Origin of the sequence: Comamonas jiangduensis, from assembly GCF_030162955.1 — a bacterium.
Classification (GTDB): domain Bacteria; phylum Pseudomonadota; class Gammaproteobacteria; order Burkholderiales; family Burkholderiaceae_C; genus Comamonas; species Comamonas jiangduensis.
In genome coordinates this window covers 35705-57695 of the sequence record NZ_JARXOV010000022.1, presented here as the reverse complement: position 1 = coordinate 57695, position 21991 = coordinate 35705, and the positions used below count along the sequence as shown (strand labels likewise).

The window sequence follows — 21991 nt, the reverse complement described above, 5'->3', positions numbered from 1 at the left end:
AGGCGTTCTAACAAGCCTATTGTTCCAGTTGCTCGCGACGTCGATCGATGTCTTGTGCAAAGCGCTCAACAAACATGAGGGATCTCACGGTTTGCACCGCCTCCTGAGCGCCTACCTCAGACACCAATAATTGCTCGCATTTTTGAAGCATCTTGCGCTTAACTGAAGCCACTTCCGACTCTAAATCATTCAAATGATCTTCCGTCGTCGCCTCTTCCAATGCCTCACGCCACTCCATTTGCTGGATCAAGAAATCCGTCGGCATGGCCGTGTTGTCTTCAGCCCGCACAGGCACACCAAACAGCTCGCACAGATAGGCCGCCCGTTTGAGCGGATGCTTCAAACGCTGGTAAGCCTCATTGATACGCACCGACCATTGCATGGCCACGCGCTGTGCAACGCCACCCCCCCCTGCGAAACGATCTGGGTGGGCCTGCTTTTGCAACTCTTTCCAACGTTCGTCGAGCATGGCGCGATCCAGAGCAAACTGCCGCGGCAAACCCATCAATTCAAAATCGTCAGACTGCAGATTCATATCAATAAAAAACCGCCAGCAAGAGAGCAATGGCGGTTTGGTGTGTATGGGCACGCTGGCCCGTTGGCAATTTAGATGCGGAAGCTCTCGCCACAACCGCAGCGATCCCGCTCATTCGGATTGTGGAACTTAAAGCCCTCATTCAATCCTTCGCGCACAAAGTCCAGCTCCGTGCCGTCGATATAAGCCAAGCTCTTGGGATCGATCATCACCTTGACGCCATTGCTCTCAAACACGACGTCGTCAGGATCTTGCTCGTCCACATATTCCAGCTTGTAGGCCAGACCGGAGCAGCCAGTGGTTTTCACCCCCAGGCGTACCCCGATCCCTTTGCCGCGCTTTGTCAGGTAGCGATTGACGTGGCGCGCAGCTGCATCAGAGAGCGTGACTGCCATTTTTATTCAGCAGCAACGGTCTCGCCACGCTTGGCACGGTAGTCGTTCACCGCGGCCTTGATCGCGTCTTCGGCCAAGATGGAGCAGTGCACCTTAACGGGCGGCAAAGCCAGCTCTTCAGCAATGACGCTGTTTTTCAATGCTGCTGCCTCGTCCAGCGTTTTACCTTTGACCCATTCGGTCACCAGCGAAGACGAAGCAATCGCCGAGCCGCAGCCATAGGTCTTAAAACGCGCATCTTCGATCACACCGGTTTCAGGGTTCACCTTGATTTGCAGCTTCATCACGTCACCGCATGCAGGTGCGCCTACCATACCGGTGCCAACGCTGTTGTCACCCTTGTCAAAAGAGCCAACGTTGCGGGGATTTTCGTAGTGGTCAATAACCTTGTCGGAGTAAGCCATGGTGTCTACCTCTTGAATTCAAATAATCAGTGCGTTGACGTGGTTGGCGTGCTTAGTGCTCAGCCCACTGGATGGTGCTCAGATCAATACCATCCTTGTACATTTCCCACAGCGGGCTCAGTTCACGCAGCTTGGCCACATTTTGGCGAATGGTCGAAATGGCATAGTCAATCTCCTCTTCCGTGGTGAAGCGACCGATCGTCATGCGCAACGAGCTGTGCGCCAACTCGTCGCTACGGCCCAAGGCGCGCAGCACATAGCTAGGCTCCAAGCTGGCAGAAGTACATGCCGAACCCGAAGACACTGCCAAACCCTTGATACCCATGATCAAGGATTCACCTTCCACATAGTTGAAGCTAATGTTCAGGTTGTGGGGCACGCGGTGCTCCAGGTCACCGTTGACGAACACTTGCTCAATATCCTTCAGGCCATCCAGCAAACGCTGCTGCAATCGCTTGGCGTGCTCGTAGTCCTGCTGCATTTCTTCCTTGGCAATACGGAAAGCCTCGCCCATGCCCACGATCTGGTGGGTGGCCAAGGTGCCTGAGCGCATACCGCGCTCATGGCCGCCACCGTGCATTTGCGCTTCCAGGCGCACACGGGGCTTGCGGCGCACGTACAAAGCGCCAATCCCTTTAGGGCCATAGGTCTTGTGCGACGCCAAGCTCATCAAGTCGATGGGCATGGTCTGCATATCCAGAGGCATCTTGCCGGTGGCCTGCGCTGCATCCACGTGGAAAATGATGCCCTTTTCACGGCAGAGCGCACCAATGGCGTTCAAGTCCTGAATTACACCGGTTTCATTGTTCACCGCCATCACGCTGGCCAAAATAGTGTCAGGGCGAATAGCAGCCTTGAACACTTCCAGATCCAGCAGCCCGTTTTCCTGCACGTCGAGGTATGTCACCTCAAAGCCCTGGCGCTCCAGTTCACGCATGGTGTCCAGCACAGCCTTGTGCTCGGTCTTCACAGTGATCAGGTGCTTGCCTTTGCCTTGGTAAAAGTGCGCTGCACCTTTGATGGCCAGGTTGTCAGATTCGGTCGCACCACTGGTCCAGACGATTTCACGGGGATCGGCATTGATCAGCTCTGCCACTTGCGTGCGGGCCTTTTCAATCGCTTCCTCTGCTTCCCAACCCCAAGCGTGGCTGCGCGATGCTGCATTGCCAAAGTGCTCACGCAGCCATGGAATCATGGCATCCACTACGCGAGGATCACAAGGTGTAGTCGCACCGTAGTCAAGATAGATGGGGAAATGTGGGGTCATGTCCATGGCTGGCTCTATTGAAATCTGTCTGGCACCTTCAGTGCCTAATGGAAACTCTTTACTGCCTGCCGAGCGTGCCCGGCGGGCTTGCGCTCGCGATCAAGACTTGGCAAATACGTTACCCAATGCGAACACCGAGTTAGGGGCATTCACACGGATAGGCTTGACCACAGGCGCGGTCGAGATGGCACGACGCACGACAGGCTTGTCTTCGATCTGGATACCCTTGGCCAACTGCTCGTCCACCAGCTTTTGCAAGGTGACAGAGTCCAAAAACTCCACCATGCGCTGGTTCAGGGCCGACCACAGCTCGTGCGTCATGCAACGACCTGCTTCGCCCATGCAGTTTTCCTTGCCACCACATTGGGTGGCATCAATGGGTTCGTCCACCGAAACAATAATGTCTGCAACCGTGATCTCAGCCGCTTTGCGCGCCAAGGTGTAGCCGCCACCGGGGCCGCGTGTCGACTCCACCAATTCATGGCGGCGCAACTTGCCGAACAACTGTTCCAAGTAGGACAGTGAAATTTGCTGGCGCTGACTGATCGCTGCCAGCGTGACAGGGCCATTGTTTTGGCGCAGGGCCAAATCGATCATGGCAGTGACCGCAAAGCGGCCTTTGGTAGTGAGACGCATCGTGAGCTCCTTCAGTCAGGCTATTAGTTACAGAAACATCAATCGCGGCAAACCGGATTGACTACCGCCTCCGCCCTTACTCCAGCTTCGCCGTTTATCCAGCGCGCCGAGCCCTTCAAATTAAGAAGTTTTTGTTGTTGTTGAGTGAATACCCGGAGTATACCAGAAACCCCATCAATTTTGTCGGATACATGCAATCGCCGTCATAAACCAGAGCTATCAATGCCAAAAAAGTGCTTCAAAATCAAACCCCAAACAGCTTTTGCTTCAACACAGCCAGCTGATCTCGCAAGCGTGCAGCGGCTTCAAACTCCAGGTTCTTCGCCCGCTCCAGCATCTCCTTCTCCATTTTTTTGATCTCTCTGGTGAGTTCGGCTTCAGACATAGCATCGAACACCCCATGGCGAACTTGCGCACGGCTTTGCTCATCTGCTGCGCGCACGCTTTTTTCGCTGTAGACCCCATCAATCAGGTCTTTCACCCTCTTGACAAGTGCTTTGGGCGTTATGCCATTTTCTTCATTAAAAGCAATTTGCTTGGCGCGACGGCGCGCGGTTTCATCCATCGCTTTGCGCATGGAATCCGTAATACGGTCTGCATACAAAATCGCCTTGCCATTCAGATTGCGTGCTGCGCGGCCTATGGTTTGAATCAGGCTGCGCTCGGCGCGCAAAAAGCCCTCTTTGTCGGCATCCAGAATCGCAACCAGTGACACCTCCGGAATATCTAAGCCTTCACGCAGCAAGTTGATTCCGACCAGCACATCAAACACCCCGAGGCGCAGGTCGCGAATGATCTCTACGCGCTCCACCGTATCGATGTCAGAGTGCAAATAGCGCACTTTCACACCGTTTTCCGTCAGATAGTCGGTCAACTGTTCGGCCATGCGCTTGGTCAGCGTGGTAATCAGCACCCGTTCACCACACTGCTCACGCAGGCGAATTTCCTGCAAGACATCGTCCACCTGGTGGGTGGCCGGGCGCACCTCGATCTCGGGGTCGACCAAGCCCGTCGGACGCACCACCTGATCGACCACCTGCCCCGAATGCGTCTTTTCATAATCCGCTGGCGTGGCAGAGACAAAAATCACCTGGCGCATGCGCTGCTCAAACTCTTCAAACTTGAGCGGGCGGTTGTCCATGGCCGAAGGCAGCCGAAAGCCGTACTCCACCAACGTCGTCTTGCGCGCACGGTCGCCGTTGTACATGGCGTTGAGCTGACCAATCATCTGGTGGCTTTCATCCAAGAACATGATCGAGTCCTTGGGCATGTAATCGGTCAATGTGCTCGGCGGCTCACCCGGCGCTGCCCCCGAGAGGTGGCGCGTGTAGTTTTCAATGCCTTTGCAATGCCCGACTTCGCTGAGCATCTCAATGTCAAAGCGCGTGCGTTGCTCCAAGCGCTGCGCCTCCACCAGCTTGCCCATCTCCACCAGTTGCTTGCTGCGTTCGCGCAGCTCTTCTTTGATGGTTTCCACGGCCGCCAGCACCTTGTCACGCGGCGTCACGTAATGGCTGCTGGGGTAAACGGTAAAGCGTGGAATGCTTTGGCGAATACGACCAGTGAGCGGATCAAACAGCTGCAGCGTATCGACTTCATCATCAAACAGCTCAATGCGCAGGGCCAGCTCCGAGTGCTCCGCAGGGAACACATCAATCGTGTCACCACGCACACGAAACGTGCCGCGCGAAAAATCTTGGTCGTTGCGCTGGTACTGCATGCGAATGAGCTGCGCAATCACATCGCGCTGATTCATGCGGTCGCCCGTGCGCAGCGTCATCACCATCTGGTGGTAACTCTCAGGCTCACCAATACCGTAAATGGCCGATACCGTGGCCACAATCACCACGTCACGCCGCTCCATCAGGCTCTTGGTGCATGACAGGCGCATCTGCTCAATGTGCTCATTGATGGCGCTGTCTTTTTCAATAAACAGATCGCGCTGGGGCACATAGGCCTCCGGCTGGTAATAGTCGTAGTAACTGACGAAGTACTCCACCGCGTTTCGCGGAAAGAACTCGCGAAACTCGCTGTACAGCTGGGCAGCCAAGGTTTTATTGGGCGCAAAAATGATGGCAGGCCGCCCCAGGCGCGCAATCACATTGGCCATGGTGAAGGTCTTGCCCGAACCGGTCACCCCCAGCAACGTTTGAAAAGTTTCACCGTCTTGCACGCCTTCCACCAGCTTTTGAATGGCGGTGGGCTGATCTCCTGCAGGCGGATACGGCTGAAACAGCTCAAAGGGCGAGTCAGGAAAAGTGACAAAAGTGCCTTGCGGCTCAGAAGCAATGTTTTGGTCTTGCATGAGTTTATGTCTTCAACGCATAGGCTGTTGCCGGAGTAAAATGGCTAGCTAACCCTCAAGCCTACCGCAGGAGTCAGTTGAGGGTTCGCTGCATTATTTCTACCCTCAAGGACAATCCATGTCTCTGTTTACCGCCGTCGAAATGGCCCCCCGCGACCCGATCCTGGGTCTGAACGAACAATTCGCAGCCGACACCAACCCCAGCAAGGTGAACTTGGGCGTGGGCGTGTACTTCGATGACAACGGCAAGCTGCCTTTGCTCCAGTGCGTGCAAGCTGCTGAGAAGGCCATGATGGACAAGCCCACACCCCGTGGTTACCTGCCCATCGACGGTATTGCCGCTTACGACAATGGCGTCAAGGCACTGGTGTTCGGCGCTGACTCCGACGTAGTCACCTCCGGCCGTGTCTCCACCGTGCAGGCCATCGGTGGCACGGGCGGCCTGAAGATCGGCGCTGACTTCCTGAAGAAGATCAGCCCCAACGCCAAGGTACTGATCTCCAACCCCAGCTGGGAAAACCACAAGGCCATCTTCACCAACGCGGGCTTTGAAGTCGGCACCTATGCCTACTACGACGCTGCCACCCGCTCGGTCGATTTCGCCGGCATGCTGGCCGACCTGAACGCCGCCGCGCCCGGCACCATCGTGGTGCTGCACGCCTGCTGCCACAACCCCACCGGTTACGACATCACCGCCGCCCAGTGGGATCAGGTGATTGAAGTGGTCAAGGCCAAGGGCCTGGTCGCCTTCCTGGACATGGCCTACCAAGGCTTTGGCCACGGCATCGCCGAAGACGGCGCCGTGATCGGCAAGTTCGTGGCCGCCGGCCTGAACATCTTTGTGTCGACTTCCTTCTCCAAGAGCTTCAGCCTGTACGGCGAGCGCGTGGGCGCCCTGTCCGTGGTCGCCAGCGACAAGGAAGAAGCCGCACGCGTGCTGTCGCAACTGAAGATCGTCATTCGCACCAACTACTCCAACCCACCCACCCACGGTGGCGCGGTCGTAGCCGCCGTGCTGAACAACCCCGAGCTGCGCGCTCTGTGGGAAAAGGAGCTGGGCGAGATGCGCGTGCGCATCAAGGAAATGCGCCAAAAGCTGGTGGACGGCCTGAAGGCCGCCGGCGTGCAGCAGGACATGTCCTTCATCACCACCCAGATCGGCATGTTCTCGTACTCAGGCCTGTCCAAGGAACAGATGGTGCGCCTGCGCTCTGAGTTCGGCGTGTACGGCACCGACACCGGCCGCATGTGCGTGGCCGCGCTGAACAGCAAGAACATCGAGCACGTGTGCAAGGCCATCGCTGCAGTGATGTAAACCGCACAAGCCTCGCGCTTATGCACCTAACCGCCTTCGGGCGGTTTTTTCATGGCCAATCATGAAAAACATAGCTGCCAGCGCAACCAAATCAATGCTTTCAATAACAAACATACTTGAATCCCTTCATTAACAAGCACTAGCAGCTATCAAATAAGTAATTGACGCCTTGGCGGCAGACTTTGCAGCCTGCTCGCTTTACAAAGCTGGCATGCACCCCTCCAGCCACACAGTCCACACCAACACCACCCATACAGCACCCACGCTGCAGCCGCTACAAGGCATTCGCATTCTGAGCTTGGCGCTGAACCTACCCGGTCCGGCGGCCTTGTTGCGCTGCCACCGCATGGGCGCGCAGTGCAGCAAGCTCGAGCCGCTGGCCACAGCCAGCCACAGTGCAGACCCCATGCATGCCTACAGCCCCGCGGCCTACGCGCAGCTGCACGACGGCATCACCTTGTTACAAGCCAACCTCAAAACCGAGGCGGGGCAAGCGCTACTGCACCAGCAACTGGCACAAACCGATGTGTTACTCACCTCGTTTCGCCCCAGCGCACTGGCCAAATTGAGGCTGGAATGGGACAGCCTACATACCCAACACCCACAGCTGTGCATGGTGCGCATCTTTGGCAGCACCCAGCCTGCAGAGGCAGACCACGCAGGCCACGACCTGACCTACCAGGCCGAGGCGGGCTTGACCGATCACGGGCAACTGCCCGCCAGCTTGTTTGCAGACATGACGGGCGCCGTCATGGCCAGCGAAGCCGTCTTGCAGGTGCTGATGGCACGCGCCCGCAGCACTAAAGGCCACTGCCTGGACATTGGCTTGGCCCAAGCGGCACAGTGGCTGGCGCTGCCGCGGCAGTGGCAAATGACCACGGCACAGGGCGATGTAGGTGGTGCCCATGCTGGCTATCGCATGTACCGCTGCCAAGATGGCTGGGTCGCGCTGGCTGCGCTGGAGCCCCACTTTGCCCTGCGCATCTGCCAAGCCGTCGGACTGACGGACTGCAACGGCAGCGTCCAGCAGATGCGCACGCCCGCCGTGCATGCAGCCATTGAGACTTTCATGCAGCGCCACCGCCGCAGCCACATCGCGGCAATGGCAGCACAAAGCGACATCCCTCTACACCTGATTGCTGATCAACCTGAGTAATTACTACCCCATCTCGGCGCAGTATTCACCCCACGCAGCACACTTATTTAGATAGGCAGACTTGCCCAGCTGTCGCGCTTAATAGGTTGCTGTCGATGCCTCGCAACGAAACGGCACGGTGGTCACGGAATTGCCACTGCGCTGGGGACTGTGGTTTACCCTGCGCAACAGCCATAGCATCCGACATACAAAACGGCTGCGCGGCTACAAAAAACCACTCCATGTTGCGTTACAACATACGTAATGGGTAGTGAACGGCCCCACAAGGTGCGGCGCAGTCGCTGCACCACGGCACCCATCCACCCTCATCGAACAACACCTACGCCATGTGCACGCATGCATTGTTTCCAGCTTCTACTGCCAACCGCCCGCACCTGTTGACGCCGTGGCAGCCCTATTCTTAAAACTGAGGCAACACTGCTTTCGCAAGGCGACATTCGCCCACCACATGCAAGCCACCGATTGAGAACAGGAGACACTTGCATGCCCCACTCCACCATCAGCAAAACCTACACCTGGCGACGCTGGATTTTTATCTCTGCGGTCGCAGTGCAATTACTGGTTGCCAGCAGCAGCATCGCCCTGATGTCTTCGGTGCGCGTGGTGGTCAGTGGTGAAAGTTTGTGGAGCAAGGGCTTCTCTTCGGCGGTCATGCACCTGCAGCGCTATGCAGAAACTGGCAATCTGCAAGACTACACAGACTTCCAAAAGTCTCTGTCCATCCCCATCGGGATGGGCGAGGCCCGCCAAGTGCTCGACGCACAGACTCGCAACAACAGCGCAATCCGCGAAGGCCTGCTCCAAGGCGAGAACCACCCCTCAGATGTAGACAGCTTGCTGCGCATCCTGCCTTGGGTATGGAATCTCCAAACCCTGGCCCCCACGATCGAGTATTGGCGCCGTGGCGATCGCCATGTGCAAGCAATTCAAGCGTTGGGCCACCAAATTCAAGAGCGGCGCAGCACAGACAAACCGGTGACTGCGGCTGAAATTGATGCCTGGCACCAACAAATTTCAGACCTTGGCAACACCGTGATGCCGCTGTCCAAGCAATTCAGCGCATCGCTTGGCAGCAACTCCCGGCAGCTTGGCCGGTTGTTGCTGATCATCAATTTACTCACAGCCATGGTGCTGAGCCTGATTTACTGGCTCTCGGTGCAAAGGGCCATCGCCGAAAGCGCCAAGGCTTACAGCGAGCTCGAAGTAGAACGCCAACGCAGCAGCGTCACCTTGGCTGCCCTGGGCGACGGTGTGATTACGCTCGATGTGCAGCAGCGCATTCTGTATGCCAACCCCTCAACTTCACAGCTGCTGGACCTTCCCTCTGCGCAATTGCTGGGCCGCAACATTGCAGAAGTACTAGGCTTTGTGCCAGAGCTGATTGCGACCCACAACCCCTCTTTGGCGCAGGCAAAGAAAAGCAATAGCGACAACCACGTCCACTGGATCACCCGGCCCGGTAAAGACAACGTGGCCGTGCGCGTGTCCATCACCGCCTTGGAAAGCGAATCCAAGCATTCGGGCACCGTCATCGTGCTGCATGACGTGTCACAGGAGCAAAACTACATGCGTATGCTGGCCTGGCAAGCCAGCCACGACGCTTTGACAGGACTGCAAAATCGCGCGTCCTTTGAGCAATACCTGGAGCAAATTATTGGCCGCCAACAAGCCAGCTTGCTGCAACTGAACCTGGATCACTTCAAGATGATCAACGCCACCTACGGGCACTCCGTGGGGGACGAAGTACTTCGGCAGGTTTGCCATCTGCTGCGCTCTGCTCTGCGTGAAAGCGATGCGCTAGCGCGTATTGGCGGCGATGAATTTGCCATCTTGCTCACCAACTGCCCTCCCCATGCGGCCATGCAAACGGCCGAGCGTTTGCGCAAAAGCGTGCATGAGTTGAATGTGCATTGGCACCAAAAAAATCTGCACACTGGTGTCAGCATTGGTGTGGTGCACATTGAGCCCCACCACAGCAGTGCGCCCCAGTCATTGCTGAGCATGGCGGACAACGCATGCAAACACGCCAAAGAAAGTGGGCGCAACCGCATTTCTGTGTACAACCCGTTCAACCGCATTTTTCAGCGCTACCAAGGGGATATGGAATGGGTGCAGCGCCTGCGATCGAGTTTAGAGAACAATCAGTTCTCACTCATGGCACAAACGGTCTACCCGCTCAAGCCACAGCCCAAAGGCATGGGCGGCGTTCACTTTGAGGTGCTGCTGCGCCTGCAAGACGGGCAAGGGCCATTGATTGCACCCTCCGTCTTCATCCCGATTGCGGAGCGCTACGACCTCATGCCCCATATTGACCGCTGGGTGGTGCGCAATACCTTGAAACTGCTGCGCACGCACCTTTCAGAAGGCGCCAATATCAGCACCTGCTCCATCAATCTCTCAGGGGCCAGCTTGGGCGATAGCGAGCTGCTGGACTTCATCCGCCACAACATTTGGGAGCATGGCGTTTCTGCAGAAAAGCTCTGCTTTGAAATTACCGAAACCAGCGCGATTGCCAGCCTGGAAAGCGCCACCTTCATGATTACCGAGTTGCGCAAACTGGGCTGCCGCTTCTCACTGGATGACTTTGGCTCTGGCATGGCCAGCTTCAAGTACCTGCAGCAACTGCCGGTGGATTACCTCAAGATTGATGGCAGCTTTGTGCAAGACATGCTCAAGAACCCCAGCAACCATGCCATGGTAGAAGCCATTCACCACATTGGCCGGGTGCTGGGCAAGCACACAGTGGCCGAGTTTGTGGGCGATGCCGCAACCTTTGAAGCCCTCAAAGCCATGGGCGTGGACTACGCGCAGGGCTTTTACATTGCCCCACCCGTGCCACTGAACGCGGAGTTCTTTGTGCGCGCAGCACTGCCACCGCCCCAGATCGTGCCTGCAGGTACAGAAAGAAAGCCTGTGCCACGGCACTGACGCTACCGCGGCAGTGCATAGTGCATTAACTCCAGAATAGCCCGCCCACAAAAAAGGCCGACGTTGATGCGTCGGCCTTGTGTTTTCAAAAGCGCAGCTTGTGCTTCAACGCTTGGGCTTTTTAGCCCCTGGCGCCGCAGTGCGCGACTTGACGCCTGCACGCGGGGGCAGGCCGGTGTGCTGCGTCATCAGCTTGCCGGGGCGCGCTTGATTGTCCTGGGTGCGGAAGCGCACATCCCCCTTGGGCTCCTTGGCTGCATGCTCATCCACCTGGCGAGGGCGCAAAGCCACCGCCTTGCCATCCTTGTTGGTGGTGTAGCCCATTCCAGTCTTCACCGACGCCGATGTCGTGCTGTTTTTCTTGCGCGCACTTTGGTAGCTGCCGTCCACCAAGGGCTGGAAGGTGGGAATCAAATGGTGCTTGCCGTTGCCAATCAGGTCTGCACGGCCCATGGTTTTGAGCGCGTCACGCAGCAGCGGCCAGTTGTTGGGGTCGTGGTAGCGCAAGAATGCCTTGTGCAGACGACGGCGCTTTTCACCGCGCACGATGTCCACGCGCTCTTCCTCCTCGTCACGCATCTCGCGGCGCACCTTGGTCAAGGTGTTGCGGCCACTGTGGTACATGGCCGTGGCCGTGGCCATGGGGCTGGGGTAGAAGGTCTGGACCTGGTCTGCACGGAAGCCGTTTTTCTTGAGCCAGATGGCCAAGTTCATCATGTCTTCATCGCTGGTTCCGGGGTGGGCCGCAATAAAGTAGGGAATCAAGAATTGCTTTTTGCCAGCCTCTTCGCTGAACTTCTCAAACAACTGCTTGAACTTGTCATAGCTGCCAATGCCCGGCTTCATCATCTTGTTCAGCGGGCCCGCCTCGGTGTGCTCCGGTGCAATCTTCAGGTAGCCACCCACGTGGTGCTGCACAAGTTCCTTGACATATTCCGGCGACTTCACGGCCAAGTCGTAGCGCAGGCCTGAGCCGATCAAAATCTTCTTGATGCCGGGCAGCTTGCGTGCACGGCGGTAGATTTTGATCAACGGGCCGTGGTCGGTATGCAGGTTCGGACAGATACCCGGGAACACACAGCTGGGCTTGCGGCAGTGCTTTTCAATCTCGGGGCTGGAGCAGCCCAGTCGGTACATATTGGCCGTAGGGCCGCCCAGGTCAGAAATCGTGCCGGTAAAGCCTTTGACCTTGTCGCGAATGTCTTCAATCTCCTGAATGATCGAATCCTCCGAGCGGCTTTGGATGATGCGGCCCTCGTGCTCCGTGATTGAGCAGAAAGTGCAGCCACCAAAGCAGCCGCGCATGATGTTGACCGAGGTGCGGATCATCTCCCACGCCGGGATCTTGGTCGCACCTTCGTGGCTACCGTGCTCGTCGGCATAGCTGGGGTGCGGGCCGCGCGCATACGGCAAGCCAAACACCCAGTCCATCTCGGCCGTGGTCAGTGGGATTGGGGGCGGGTTCAGCCACACATCGCGCGCGGTCGCGCCTTCACCGTGGGCTTGCACCATGGCGCGGGCATTGCCGGGATTGGTTTCCAGGTGCAGCACACGGTTGGCGTGGGCGTACAGAATCGGGTCACTCTTGACCTGCTCATAGCTGGGCAGGCGCAGCACTGTCTTGTCACGGGGGGGCAGCTTGCTTTTGCTGCGCAGCGACAAATTGGGCACAAACTGAATCGGTTGCACAGCAGGCATGGCCGGCACTGTCGATTCAGTGCCATTTTGGCCTGTAGCGCACGCTGCACCTGCGCTGACAGCTACAGAATTTGATCCATCCTCCTTGGAGCAGCTTTGGCCTTGGGCCGCAGCCTGCTCGCTGGTGGTCATGTAAGGGTTGATGTGGGCTTCCACCACACCAGGTTCATCTACCTCGGTGGAGTCCACCTCAAACCAGCCGTTTTCGGAGGCGCGGCGCACAAAGGCGGTGCCGCGCACATCGGTGATTTGCTCTACCGGCTCACGGCGGGCAATGCGGTGCGCCACTTCCACCAGTGCCCGCTCGGCGTTGCCGTAGAGCAGGATGTCGCACTTGCTGTCCACCACGATGGAGCGGCGCACCTTGTCGCTCCAGTAGTCGTAATGCGCAATGCGGCGCAGCGAACCCTCAATGCCGCCCAGCACAATCGGCACATCGTTGAAGGCTTCGCGGCAACGCTGGCAGTAGACGATGGCGGCACGATCCGGGCGCTTGCCACCGACGTCGCCGGGGGTGTAGGCGTCGTCCGAGCGAATTTTGCGATCTGCCGTGTAACGGTTGATCATCGAATCCATATTGCCCGCAGTCACGCCCCAGAACAGGTTGGGCTTGCCCAGCGCCTTGAAGGCCTCTGCGCTGTGCCAGTCGGGCTGGGCAATAATGCCCACGCGAAAGCCCTGAGACTCCAGCACGCGGCCAATCACGGCCATACCAAAGCTGGGGTGGTCAACGTAGGCATCGCCCGTCACCAAGATGATGTCGCAGCTGTCCCAGCCCAGCTGGTCCATCTCGGCCCGGCTCATGGGCAAAAATGGCGCCGTGCCGAAACGCTTCGCCCAGTACGGGCGATAGCTGGTCAGCGGCTTGGCATCGCGCTGAAAAAAGGAAACATCAATCGGTGCGTTCATCGGGGGATTCGTGCGGGAAAATTCAACCCGACAGTGTACGTTTCCACCTCTAACATTGGGGGGAGTAGGTTTATAGCGCTGCACGCAGGCTGGACTTGCGCTACAACCGATTTTCACTCCGTCTACCCTGCCCACTGCCATGAGCATCATCGTCTTTCACCTGCACAACGCCCAACCCGAAGGCCAAGCCCCCGTGTGGCAGCCCCACAGCCAAGCCTATAGCGACCAAGAAATGGGCCAGGCCCTGGCCGACTGCCAGACCCTGCGCACCAACCCTCGCAATATGCATGTGTGCATCTCGTCCGAATTGCGCGCCATGGTCGGTAGCATGGGTGTGTCCGCCGTAGAAAACGGCCGCACCCCGGACGGCGAAATCTACGAATGGAGCAAAGCCGGCCGCGCGGGCGCAGCACGCCGACGTTGAAGCGCCGCAGCGCGCGCATGCCAGAAAAGCATAAAAACCACCTCTAACGCTTACCCAGCAATCGCCAGCAGCTATTGTTTTAAGATTGGACAGCTTTCCAGCCAAAGTGCTGCAGCCCGGGCAGCGCCGCCTGCGTCGCGGCATAGCCTTCTTCCATCGCTTCTTTGGCGCGGTGGAAATCCAGCAAGCCCAAATGCGCCAGGCGCGGCGCAATCACCAGCTCGGGCGGGTCGCCCGCCATGCGGCTGCGCGTGATGCGCATCTGCATGATGTTGACGCTGGTCATCACCACATCCAGCAGCGAGGGCATCTGCGCGCTGGACAGCACATCAGGGGAACGCGGGCCGGGCATCCAGCCGCGCAAGCGCTCCAGCCACACAGCGTTTTGCGCGGCCACCACTTCGCCTTGTGCCTCGGCGGCATCCAGCGCCCCCGCCGCATCGCTCACGGGTGCCACCACGCCCAGCGGGCGCATATGGCGCTGAATCAAATCGGCATTCAAATCAACGGCAATCACAATGTCTGCACCCATGGCGCGCGCCAGCGATGCAGGCACCGGATTGACCAAGCCACCATCCACCAGCAAACGCCCGCCACGCTGCACCGGGGTAAACAGGCCTGGCAAGGCGATGGAGGCGCGCACGGCATCTGCCATGGAACCTTCGCGCAGCCAGACCTCTGCGCCCGAATGCAAATCGGTGGCCACCGCCGCAAAGGGGATTGCCGAGGACTCGATATCAAAATCGACGAAATTGCGGCGCCAAAAATCAATGAGCTTCTCACCCTTGAGCATGCCGCCCGACAGCTTGAAGTCCATGAAACCGAACACGCTGCGCATATTCAAGGTCTGCGTCCACTCGGCAAAGCGGTCCAGCTCGCCCGCCGCGTAAGCCGCGCCCACCAGCGCGCCGATGGAGGAACCACACACGACATCGGGTTTGATGCCCGCATCGTCCAGGGCCTTGAGCACCCCCATATGTGCCCATCCTCGCGCGGAGCCACTGCCCAGCGCCAGACCAATCTTCGGAGTGCGCGGGGCCAGTGCCATATCAAACGTCCTTGCCTTGTAACAATGCCAGCATACCGGCCTCATCCAGCACCGGCACGCCCAGCTCCTGGGCTTTTACGAGCTTGCTGCCCGCCTCCGCCCCCGCCACCACGTAGCTGGTTTTCTTGCTGACCGAGCCGCTCACCTTGGCGCCCGCAGCCTCCAGCAGCTCCTTGGCCTCATCACGCCCCATGGTGGGCAAGGTGCCGGTCAGCACCACGGTTTTGCCCGCCAGGATTTGCGGCGCTTTTGCCGCTGGCGCGCCCTCGTCCCAGTGCACCCCGCAGGCACGCAACTGCTCCACCACTTCGCGGTTGTGCGGCTGGGCAAAAAAGGTGTGAATGCTCTCGGCCACCACGGGCCCCACATCACGCACTTCCAACAGCTGCTCCACACTGGCGTCCATGATGGCGTCCAGCAAGCCAAAGTGGCGCGCCAAGTCTTTGGCCGTGGCCTCACCCACATGGCGGATGCCAAGGCCAAACAAGAACCGGTTGAGCGTCGTGGATTTGGATTTTTCCAGTGCCGCCAGCACGTTTTGGGCCGATTTTTCGGCCATGCGATCCAGCGAGGACAACGCCGTCAAACCCAGGCGGTACAAATCCGGCAAGGTGCGCACCACATTGCCATCCACCAACTGGTCGACCAGCTTGCCGCCCAAACCCTCGATATCCATGGCACGGCGTGCGGCAAAGTGCAGCATGGCCTCTTTGCGCTGCGCCGGGCAAAACAGCCCACCTGTGCAACGGTGGTTGGCCTCACCGGGCTCGCGCACCACGTCAGAGCCGCAAATCGGGCAGGCCTTGGGCATTTGGAAGTTGGGGACATACGCAGACCGCTCGCCCGGCACCTTGCCCACCACTTCCGGAATCACATCCCCCGCACGGCGCACGATGACGGTGTCGCCCACCCGCACACGTTTTTTGCGGATTTCAAACAGGTTGTGCAGCGTGGCGTTGGTCACCGTGACCCCTCCCACACTCACCGGCGCCAGGCGCGCCACCGGTGTGAGCTTGCCCGTGCGCCCGACCTGCACATCAATGCCTTCCATGACCGTCGCCATTTCTTCGGCAGGATATTTGTGGGCCACCGCCCAGCGCGGCTCGCGCGTCACAAAACCCAGCTGGCGCTGCAAGGCCAAGCTGTTGACTTTGTAGACCACGCCATCGATCTCATAGGGCAAGGCGGCTCGCTGCGCACCCAACTCGGCGTGAAATGCTACCAATTCAGAAGCACCATGCGCAATACGCACCTGCGCTGCAACCGGAAAACCCCAAGCTTTGAGCTGCTGCAGCATGGCGTAATGCGTGGCAAAGGCGGGGCCACCTTGCTCTGCGGGGGTGACATCGCCCATGCCATAGGCAAAAAAGGACAGCGGCCGCTGCATGGCAATGTGCGAGTCCAGCTGGCGCACCGAGCCTGCCGCCGCATTGCGCGGGTTGGCAAACTGCTTGCCGCCTGCGGCTTCTTGGCGCGCATTCAGCGCCTGGAAGTCGGCGCGGCGCATATACACCTCACCGCGTACTTCCAGCACGGGGGGTACACCGCCGTCTCCCAGCGGCAACACCAGGGGAATTTGCCGAATGGTACGGATGTTGTGGGTCACGTCCTCCCCCACTTCGCCATCCCCGCGTGTGACCGCATGCACCAGACGGCCATTTTCGTAGCGCAAGCTCATGGCCAGGCCGTCAAACTTGGGCTCGGCCACATATTCGACCGCAGAGGCGCTGTCGTCGAGCTCCAGCTCACGGCGAATACGGGCGTCAAACGCTTCTGCGCCTGTGGCTTCGTTGTCGGTTTCGGTGCGAATCGACAGCATGGGCACCACATGCCGCACCGGCGTCAGCCCTTGCAGCACCGCACCAATCACGCGCTGCGTGGGTGAATCCGGCGTGACGAGCGCGGGGTAAGCCCCTTCCAGCGCCTGCAACTGCTCAAAGGCCTTGTCGTACGCACCATCAGGCACGGTGGGCGCATCGAGCACATAGTATTCATGGGCCCATTGCTGCAACTGGCTGCGCAGCGCCTGCACCTTATCCACTACAGCTTTAGGAGCTGCTAGCGCAGGCTGGGTGGGCGCTGCATCGCCAAAAAGGTCTAAATTCTCGCTCATGCGTGCTCAACCAAGCCTCAGTTGAACAAGCGGCGCGCCAGCATAGAGCCTGCAGACAGTTCGCGGCTGTCGAGCTTGTCATACAGTTTTTGCAGGTCGGCCCCGATAGGGTCCAGCACCTGCGGCAGCAACTGGTAGCCGTTCTGGTCGCACAGCATGCCGTCCATGCCCTCGCACAGCACTTGCACCACATCACGCAAGCGCTTAAAGGGATCTTCGCTGCGCGGCACCTGGGGGACATCCAGGCTCAGCCACACTTCGTGCACCGCGGTCTGGTCCAGGTTGTCCGCCTGAGCGGCTTGCGCGTCATACGCCAGTGTCAGCAAGGGTGCATGGCCTACGGTCTCGGACGGCAGTTGCATACGCCCCGGCATGGCTGCAGACACAAAGCCCGCCGCTGCGGCATGTTGCTCGATATAGCCGGGGCTCCACGCCGCACGGCGGGGGCGCAACATAAAGCTCAGCTGTGCGTCGTGCTCTCCGGCAAACTGGTCCAACTCGCGCGCACGGCTGACTTCGTGCAGCATGTCTGGCAAATCGACCGCTGCATTGAGCGCATCGCCAAAGCTTTGTACCTTGGCCACAAATTCCGAAAATTCAATCTCGTTGAGCGCGCCCAAGCGGTTGGCCAATTGCACCCCCGCCTGAAAGCAGGTGTAACGCTGGCCGGAGCGCACGGTTTCCCATTCGCCCGAAGCGGCGTTGAGCCCTTCAATACGAAACTGCTTACTGCCTGCTCGGCGCGTGGTGGGTTGCACCATCAGCGCGGCATCACCCGTGACCACGCCTTCAATGCGCACCGTGGCAATCGCATCGATCAAGCCATCTAACGCGAGCTTGCGCTCCGCATGCTGCTGTGCAGCACGGCCCGCAGGCTCCGCGGCAGCCCCCTCAGCAGCGGTGGCCGTGTCGGCAGGCGATGCCTCCAGCGCAGGGTCCAGGCCCATCCCCTCGGCAACGCCTTCTTGCGCAGGCGTGGCATCCAGCAAAGGGTCCACCAGGGGGGTGCGGGCATGCTCAGGCAAATTGGTGACATCCACCCCATCCAAAGCCGGATCAAAACGCGAGTGGTTGTCGCTCAACCGGGTCTCTGCGTCGGCGCGCTTGGGTGCATTGCGGCGGTGGGTCCACGTGTTGTAGGCCACGATCAGGCCCAGCAGGATCACCCCTACGACGGCCAGACTGATTTGAAGGGTACTCATGGAATTACTCTGTCCCGTTTCCGTGCTCAGGCGTGTGCCATGGACAGGGCAGATTCCATATCCACGGCCACGATGCGCGAGACGCCTTGCTCTTGCATCGTCACACCGATCAATTGTTGCGCCATTTCCATGGCGATTTTGTTGTGACTGATGAACAGGAACTGGGTTCCCTTGCTCATGCTGGCCACCAATTTGGCATAACGCTCGGTGTTGGCATCATCCAGTGGCGCATCCACCTCGTCCAGCAAGCAGAACGGAGCAGGATTCAATTGGAAAATGGCAAACACCAGCGCAATCGCAGTCAGGGCTTTTTCACCGCCCGACAGCAAATGAATCGTCTGGTTCTTCTTTCCTGGGGGCTGCGCCATCACTTGTACCCCTGAATCCAGGATTTCGTCACCCGTGATGATGAGCTTGGCCTGCCCGCCGCCAAACAGCTCGGGGAACATACGCCCAAAGTGTTCGTTCACGGTGTTAAAGGTACCCGAGAGCAGCTCACGCGTTTCGTTGTCGATCTTTTTGATCGCGTTTTCCAGCGTGGACATGGCCTCGGTCAGATCGGCCATCTGGGCATCCAGGAAGGTTTTACGCTCTTTGGCCAGCTGCAACTCTTCCAGTGCGGCCAAATTCACAGCACCCAGCGCGGCGATCTCGCGGTGCAGGCGGTCAATTTCCGACTGCAGCCCGTGCAGCTTCACATTGCCTTCCAGGATGGACTGCGCCACCGCGGCAAAATCGGCCCCGGCTTCGGCCAGTTGCTGCTCATACTGGGCACTGCCCAGCGATGCGGCCTGCTCCTTGAGCTGAAACTCGGTGATACGCGCGCGCATGGGATCCAGCGCACGCTCGATCTGCACGCGGCGGTCATCGCTGGCGCGCAGCTTGTTGGTCAAGTCTTCATAGGCGCTGCGGGCAGTGGCTACGGCCTGCTCGCGCTCCATCTTCAGCGCCAGGGCATCCTGTAGCCCGCCCTGGGCGGCGGCATCGTTCAAGCGCCCTTGCTCGGCCACAGCGCGTTCGCACTCTTCCAGCAGCGCCTTGGTTTGCTGCTCGGCCGTCTCCAGGGTGCGCTGCAACTCACCTTGGCGCGCCTGCATGCTGCGTTGGCTGAACGTGGCTTCTTGCGCGCGACGCTCCAGCGTGCGCAATTGCTCACGGCTCTCCGCCAGTTTGCGCTCAGCCTCAATCACTTTTTCGTCCAGTTGGGCGTGCAACTCCTGGCTGTCGGCCAACTGCATGTCGAGCTCTTCAAAGCGTGCCTCGGCGGCCACGGCGCGCTCTTGCAGATCGTCCAGCGCGGTTTGTACCTCGGCCACATCGGCCTCGATCTGTGCCGTGCGGGCCCGCGCCTGTTCGGCCTGCTGCGTCAAGCGCAGCATGTCGACTTGCAGCTCGTGCGCGCTCTGCTTGGCCTCACTGGCCTCACGGCGTGCGCTGACTAGGCGTTGCGAGGCGTCGGCATAGGCTGCTTCGGCTTTCACCAAGGCAGTGCGTGTTTCTTCGCTGATCAAGGCTTGAGCGCGCAGCTCTTTTTCCAAGTGCTCAATTTCTTGGGCACGCGCCAACAACCCCGATTGCTCACTGTCTTGGGCGTAAAAGCTCACGCTGTGCGCGGTGACCGCATGGCCCGTCGGCACATACATGGTGTCGCCCGCTTTCAGCCGGTTGCGCTGGCTCAAGGCCTCACCCAAGCTGGGTGCGGTGTAGCAGCCGGCCAGCCATTCGGTCAACAGCGCTTTCAAACCCACGTCCTGCACACGCAGCAAATCCGCCAACAGCGGCATACCATTGCCATTCAGACCGATGGCAGCGTCTGGTTTGGAATAAAAAGCCAGCCGTGCAGGAGGTGCCTCTTTGGCGCCTGCACCCAAAAATCCCCGCACCATGTCCAGGCGGCTGATCTCCAGCGCACCCATGCGCTCGCGCAGGGCCGCTTCTAAAGCATTTTCCCAGCCATTTTCCACATGGATTTTGGTCCACAGCCCTTGCAGGCTTTCCAAGCCATGCTGGGCCAACCAAGGCTGGAGCTTGCCGTCTGTTTTGACTTTTTCTTGCAAGGCCTTGAGCGCCTCCATGCGTGCGGCCAGCTCGGCCTGCCTGGAGGTTTCAGCATTCAGCGCTTGCTGGCGCTGACGGCGCTCATCGTCCAGTTGCGGCACGCTGTCTTGCAGCTCTACCAATGCAGCTTCTGCCATCTCGGCCAACTCGGCAGCATCAGCGTACTGGACAGTGACTTGCTGCAAGCGTGCTTCGTCCGGTGTCGCCAGGGCGTTGCGGTCGTTACGCAATCGCTCCAGGCGGCTTTCGTGCTGGCGGGTTTGCTCGTTCAGGCTGCGCTGCTCGGCAGCTAGCACCTGGATCTGCTGCTGCACCTGCACCACCTGCTGGCGCTGGGTATTGGCCTTGTGCTGGGTGGCTCGCAGCGCGTCTTCGAGGTCCGGCAGGCGCTGGCTCTGCTCTTCCAGCTGCGCGGCCAGCATTTCGGTCTGTTCTTCCGCATCCATGCCGCTGGCGGCCAGGTGCTCGAGCTCGGCTGCGGCGTCGTCCTTGCGCTGCGCCCACTGGGCGATCTGCTCGGCCAGTTGCTGCATGCGCTGCTCAACGCGCTGGCGGCCCTCGACCACGTAGCGGATCTCGGCCTCCAGCTTGCCCACCTCAGCCGTGGCTTCGTACAGCCGCCCCTGGGCCTGGTTGACCTGGTCGCCGGCCTCGTAGTGCGCCTGGCGCACGGCTTCCAGGTCGGCCTCGATGTGGCGGATTTCCGCCATGCGGCTTTCCAGCTCGTTGACGGCCTGCAGACCTTCCTGGCGGATCTTGGCCAGATCGCCCTCGGCGTCCTGCTTTTTCAGGAACCACAGCTGGTGCTGCTTCAGGGTCACGCTGGACTGCAGCGTGTTGTACTGGGCCGCCACCACAGCCTGCTTTTCCAGCTTGTCGAGGTTGGCGTTCAGCTCGCGCAAGATATCTTCTACGCGCGTCAGGTTCTCGCGCGTGTCACCCAGGCGGTTTTCGGTCTCGCGGCGGCGCTCTTTGTACTTGGAAACACCCGCCGCCTCTTCCAGGAACAGGCGCAGCTCTTCCGGGCGCGACTCGATGATGCGGCTGATGGTGCCCTGGCCAATGATGGCGTAGGCGCGCGGGCCCAGGCCGGTGCCCAAGAACACGTCCTGCACATCGCGGCGGCGCACCGGCTGGTTGTTGATGAAGTAACTGCTGTTACCGTCGCGCGTGAGCACGCGCTTGACGGCGATTTCCGTGAACTGGCCCCATTGGCCGCCCGCACGGTGGTCGCTGTTGTCGAACACCAGCTCCACGCTGGAGCGACTGGCCGGCTTGCGGTGCGTCGTGCCGTTGAAGATCACGTCCTGCATGCTCTCGCCACGCAATTCGCTGGCTTTGCTCTCACCGAGCACCCAGCGCACGGCATCCATGATGTTGGATTTGCCGCAGCCATTGGGCCCCACCACACCAACCAGCTGACCGGGCAGCAGGAAGTTGGTGGGCTCGGCAAAGGACTTGAAGCCGGAGAGCTTGATCGAATTAAGGCGCACGGAGGATGTGTCTTAGAAGCTGGCAAACCAAGATGGATAAGCCGCGATGATAACGCGCCCGGTTACAAGTGCTTGCCAGCCCTCTCTGCGAACTTTGTAACAAAA

Annotated in this window: 15 protein-coding genes; 4 read left to right on the top strand and 11 right to left on the bottom strand. The window is 59.4% G+C overall.

Annotation, left to right across the window (positions count from 1 at the left end; translation table 11 throughout):
* Positions 1-16: 16 nt before the first annotated feature.
* From hscB to uvrB, 6 genes are all read right to left on the bottom strand, one after another.
* Positions 17-535: a Fe-S protein assembly co-chaperone HscB gene (gene hscB, locus QEP12_RS15415; protein ID WP_174863965.1), complete on the bottom strand. Its 519-nt coding sequence runs from the start codon at positions 533-535 to the stop codon at positions 17-19.
* 71 nt (positions 536-606) lie between these two features.
* On the bottom strand, positions 607-930 hold the full coding sequence (gene iscA / locus QEP12_RS15410) for an iron-sulfur cluster assembly protein IscA (protein WP_219162073.1): 324 nt from the start codon (positions 928-930) through the stop codon (positions 607-609).
* Positions 931-932: 2 nt separating this feature from the next.
* A complete protein-coding gene (gene iscU, locus QEP12_RS15405; protein ID WP_219162074.1) occupies positions 933-1334 on the bottom strand; it encodes a Fe-S cluster assembly scaffold IscU in 402 nt (133 codons plus the stop codon).
* A gap of 52 nt (positions 1335-1386) precedes the next feature.
* Positions 1387-2607: an IscS subfamily cysteine desulfurase gene (locus tag QEP12_RS15400; protein WP_284214800.1), complete on the bottom strand. Its 1221-nt coding sequence runs from the start codon at positions 2605-2607 to the stop codon at positions 1387-1389.
* A 93-nt stretch (positions 2608-2700) separates the two neighbouring features.
* The gene (iscR, locus tag QEP12_RS15395) at positions 2701-3237 is read right to left on the bottom strand and encodes a Fe-S cluster assembly transcriptional regulator IscR (protein ID WP_042412774.1); all 537 of its coding nucleotides are present in this window, start codon (positions 3235-3237) and stop codon (positions 2701-2703) included.
* A 244-nt stretch (positions 3238-3481) separates the two neighbouring features.
* Entirely contained in the window at positions 3482-5542 is a 2061-nt protein-coding gene (gene uvrB / locus QEP12_RS15390) for an excinuclease ABC subunit UvrB (RefSeq protein WP_284214799.1), read from the bottom strand.
* Between the two features lie 118 nt (positions 5543-5660).
* Between uvrB and QEP12_RS15385 the strand changes: the two genes are divergently transcribed.
* The 3 genes from QEP12_RS15385 (at position 5661) to QEP12_RS15375 (ending at position 10941) form a co-directional block, all read left to right on the top strand.
* Positions 5661-6857, top strand: coding sequence for an amino acid aminotransferase (locus QEP12_RS15385; protein ID WP_284214798.1), 1197 nt, complete (start codon positions 5661-5663; stop codon positions 6855-6857).
* 211 nt (positions 6858-7068) lie between these two features.
* A complete protein-coding gene (locus tag QEP12_RS15380) occupies positions 7069-8013 on the top strand; it encodes a CoA transferase (RefSeq protein WP_284214797.1) in 945 nt (314 codons plus the stop codon).
* A 483-nt stretch (positions 8014-8496) separates the two neighbouring features.
* Positions 8497-10941 (top strand): putative bifunctional diguanylate cyclase/phosphodiesterase, encoded by a 2445-nt coding sequence (locus QEP12_RS15375; protein WP_284214796.1) that lies wholly within the window; start codon positions 8497-8499, stop codon positions 10939-10941.
* Between the two features lie 105 nt (positions 10942-11046).
* On the opposite strand, the gene QEP12_RS15370 is transcribed toward QEP12_RS15375, so the two are convergent.
* Entirely contained in the window at positions 11047-13548 is a 2502-nt protein-coding gene (locus QEP12_RS15370; RefSeq protein ID WP_284214795.1) for a YgiQ family radical SAM protein, read from the bottom strand.
* A gap of 139 nt (positions 13549-13687) precedes the next feature.
* Between QEP12_RS15370 and QEP12_RS15365 the strand changes: the two genes are divergently transcribed.
* The gene (locus QEP12_RS15365; protein WP_284214794.1) at positions 13688-13972 is read left to right on the top strand and encodes a hypothetical protein; all 285 of its coding nucleotides are present in this window, start codon (positions 13688-13690) and stop codon (positions 13970-13972) included.
* 79 nt (positions 13973-14051) lie between these two features.
* On the opposite strand, the gene QEP12_RS15360 is transcribed toward QEP12_RS15365, so the two are convergent.
* From QEP12_RS15360 to smc, 4 genes are read right to left on the bottom strand one after another with little or no spacing between them, the layout of a single operon-like run.
* A complete protein-coding gene (locus QEP12_RS15360) occupies positions 14052-15020 on the bottom strand; it encodes a patatin-like phospholipase family protein (protein WP_284214793.1) in 969 nt (322 codons plus the stop codon).
* Between the two features lies 1 nt (position 15021).
* Positions 15022-17133: an NAD-dependent DNA ligase LigA gene (ligA, locus tag QEP12_RS15355; protein WP_284214792.1), complete on the bottom strand. Its 2112-nt coding sequence runs from the start codon at positions 17131-17133 to the stop codon at positions 15022-15024.
* Between the two features lie 17 nt (positions 17134-17150).
* The gene (locus QEP12_RS15350; protein ID WP_284214791.1) at positions 17151-18335 is read right to left on the bottom strand and encodes a cell division protein FtsZ; all 1185 of its coding nucleotides are present in this window, start codon (positions 18333-18335) and stop codon (positions 17151-17153) included.
* Positions 18336-18361: 26 nt separating this feature from the next.
* Complete coding sequence (smc, locus tag QEP12_RS15345) at positions 18362-21886, bottom strand: chromosome segregation protein SMC (RefSeq protein WP_284214790.1); 3525 nt, start codon at positions 21884-21886, stop codon at positions 18362-18364.
* Between the last annotated feature and the right edge of the window lie 105 nt (positions 21887-21991).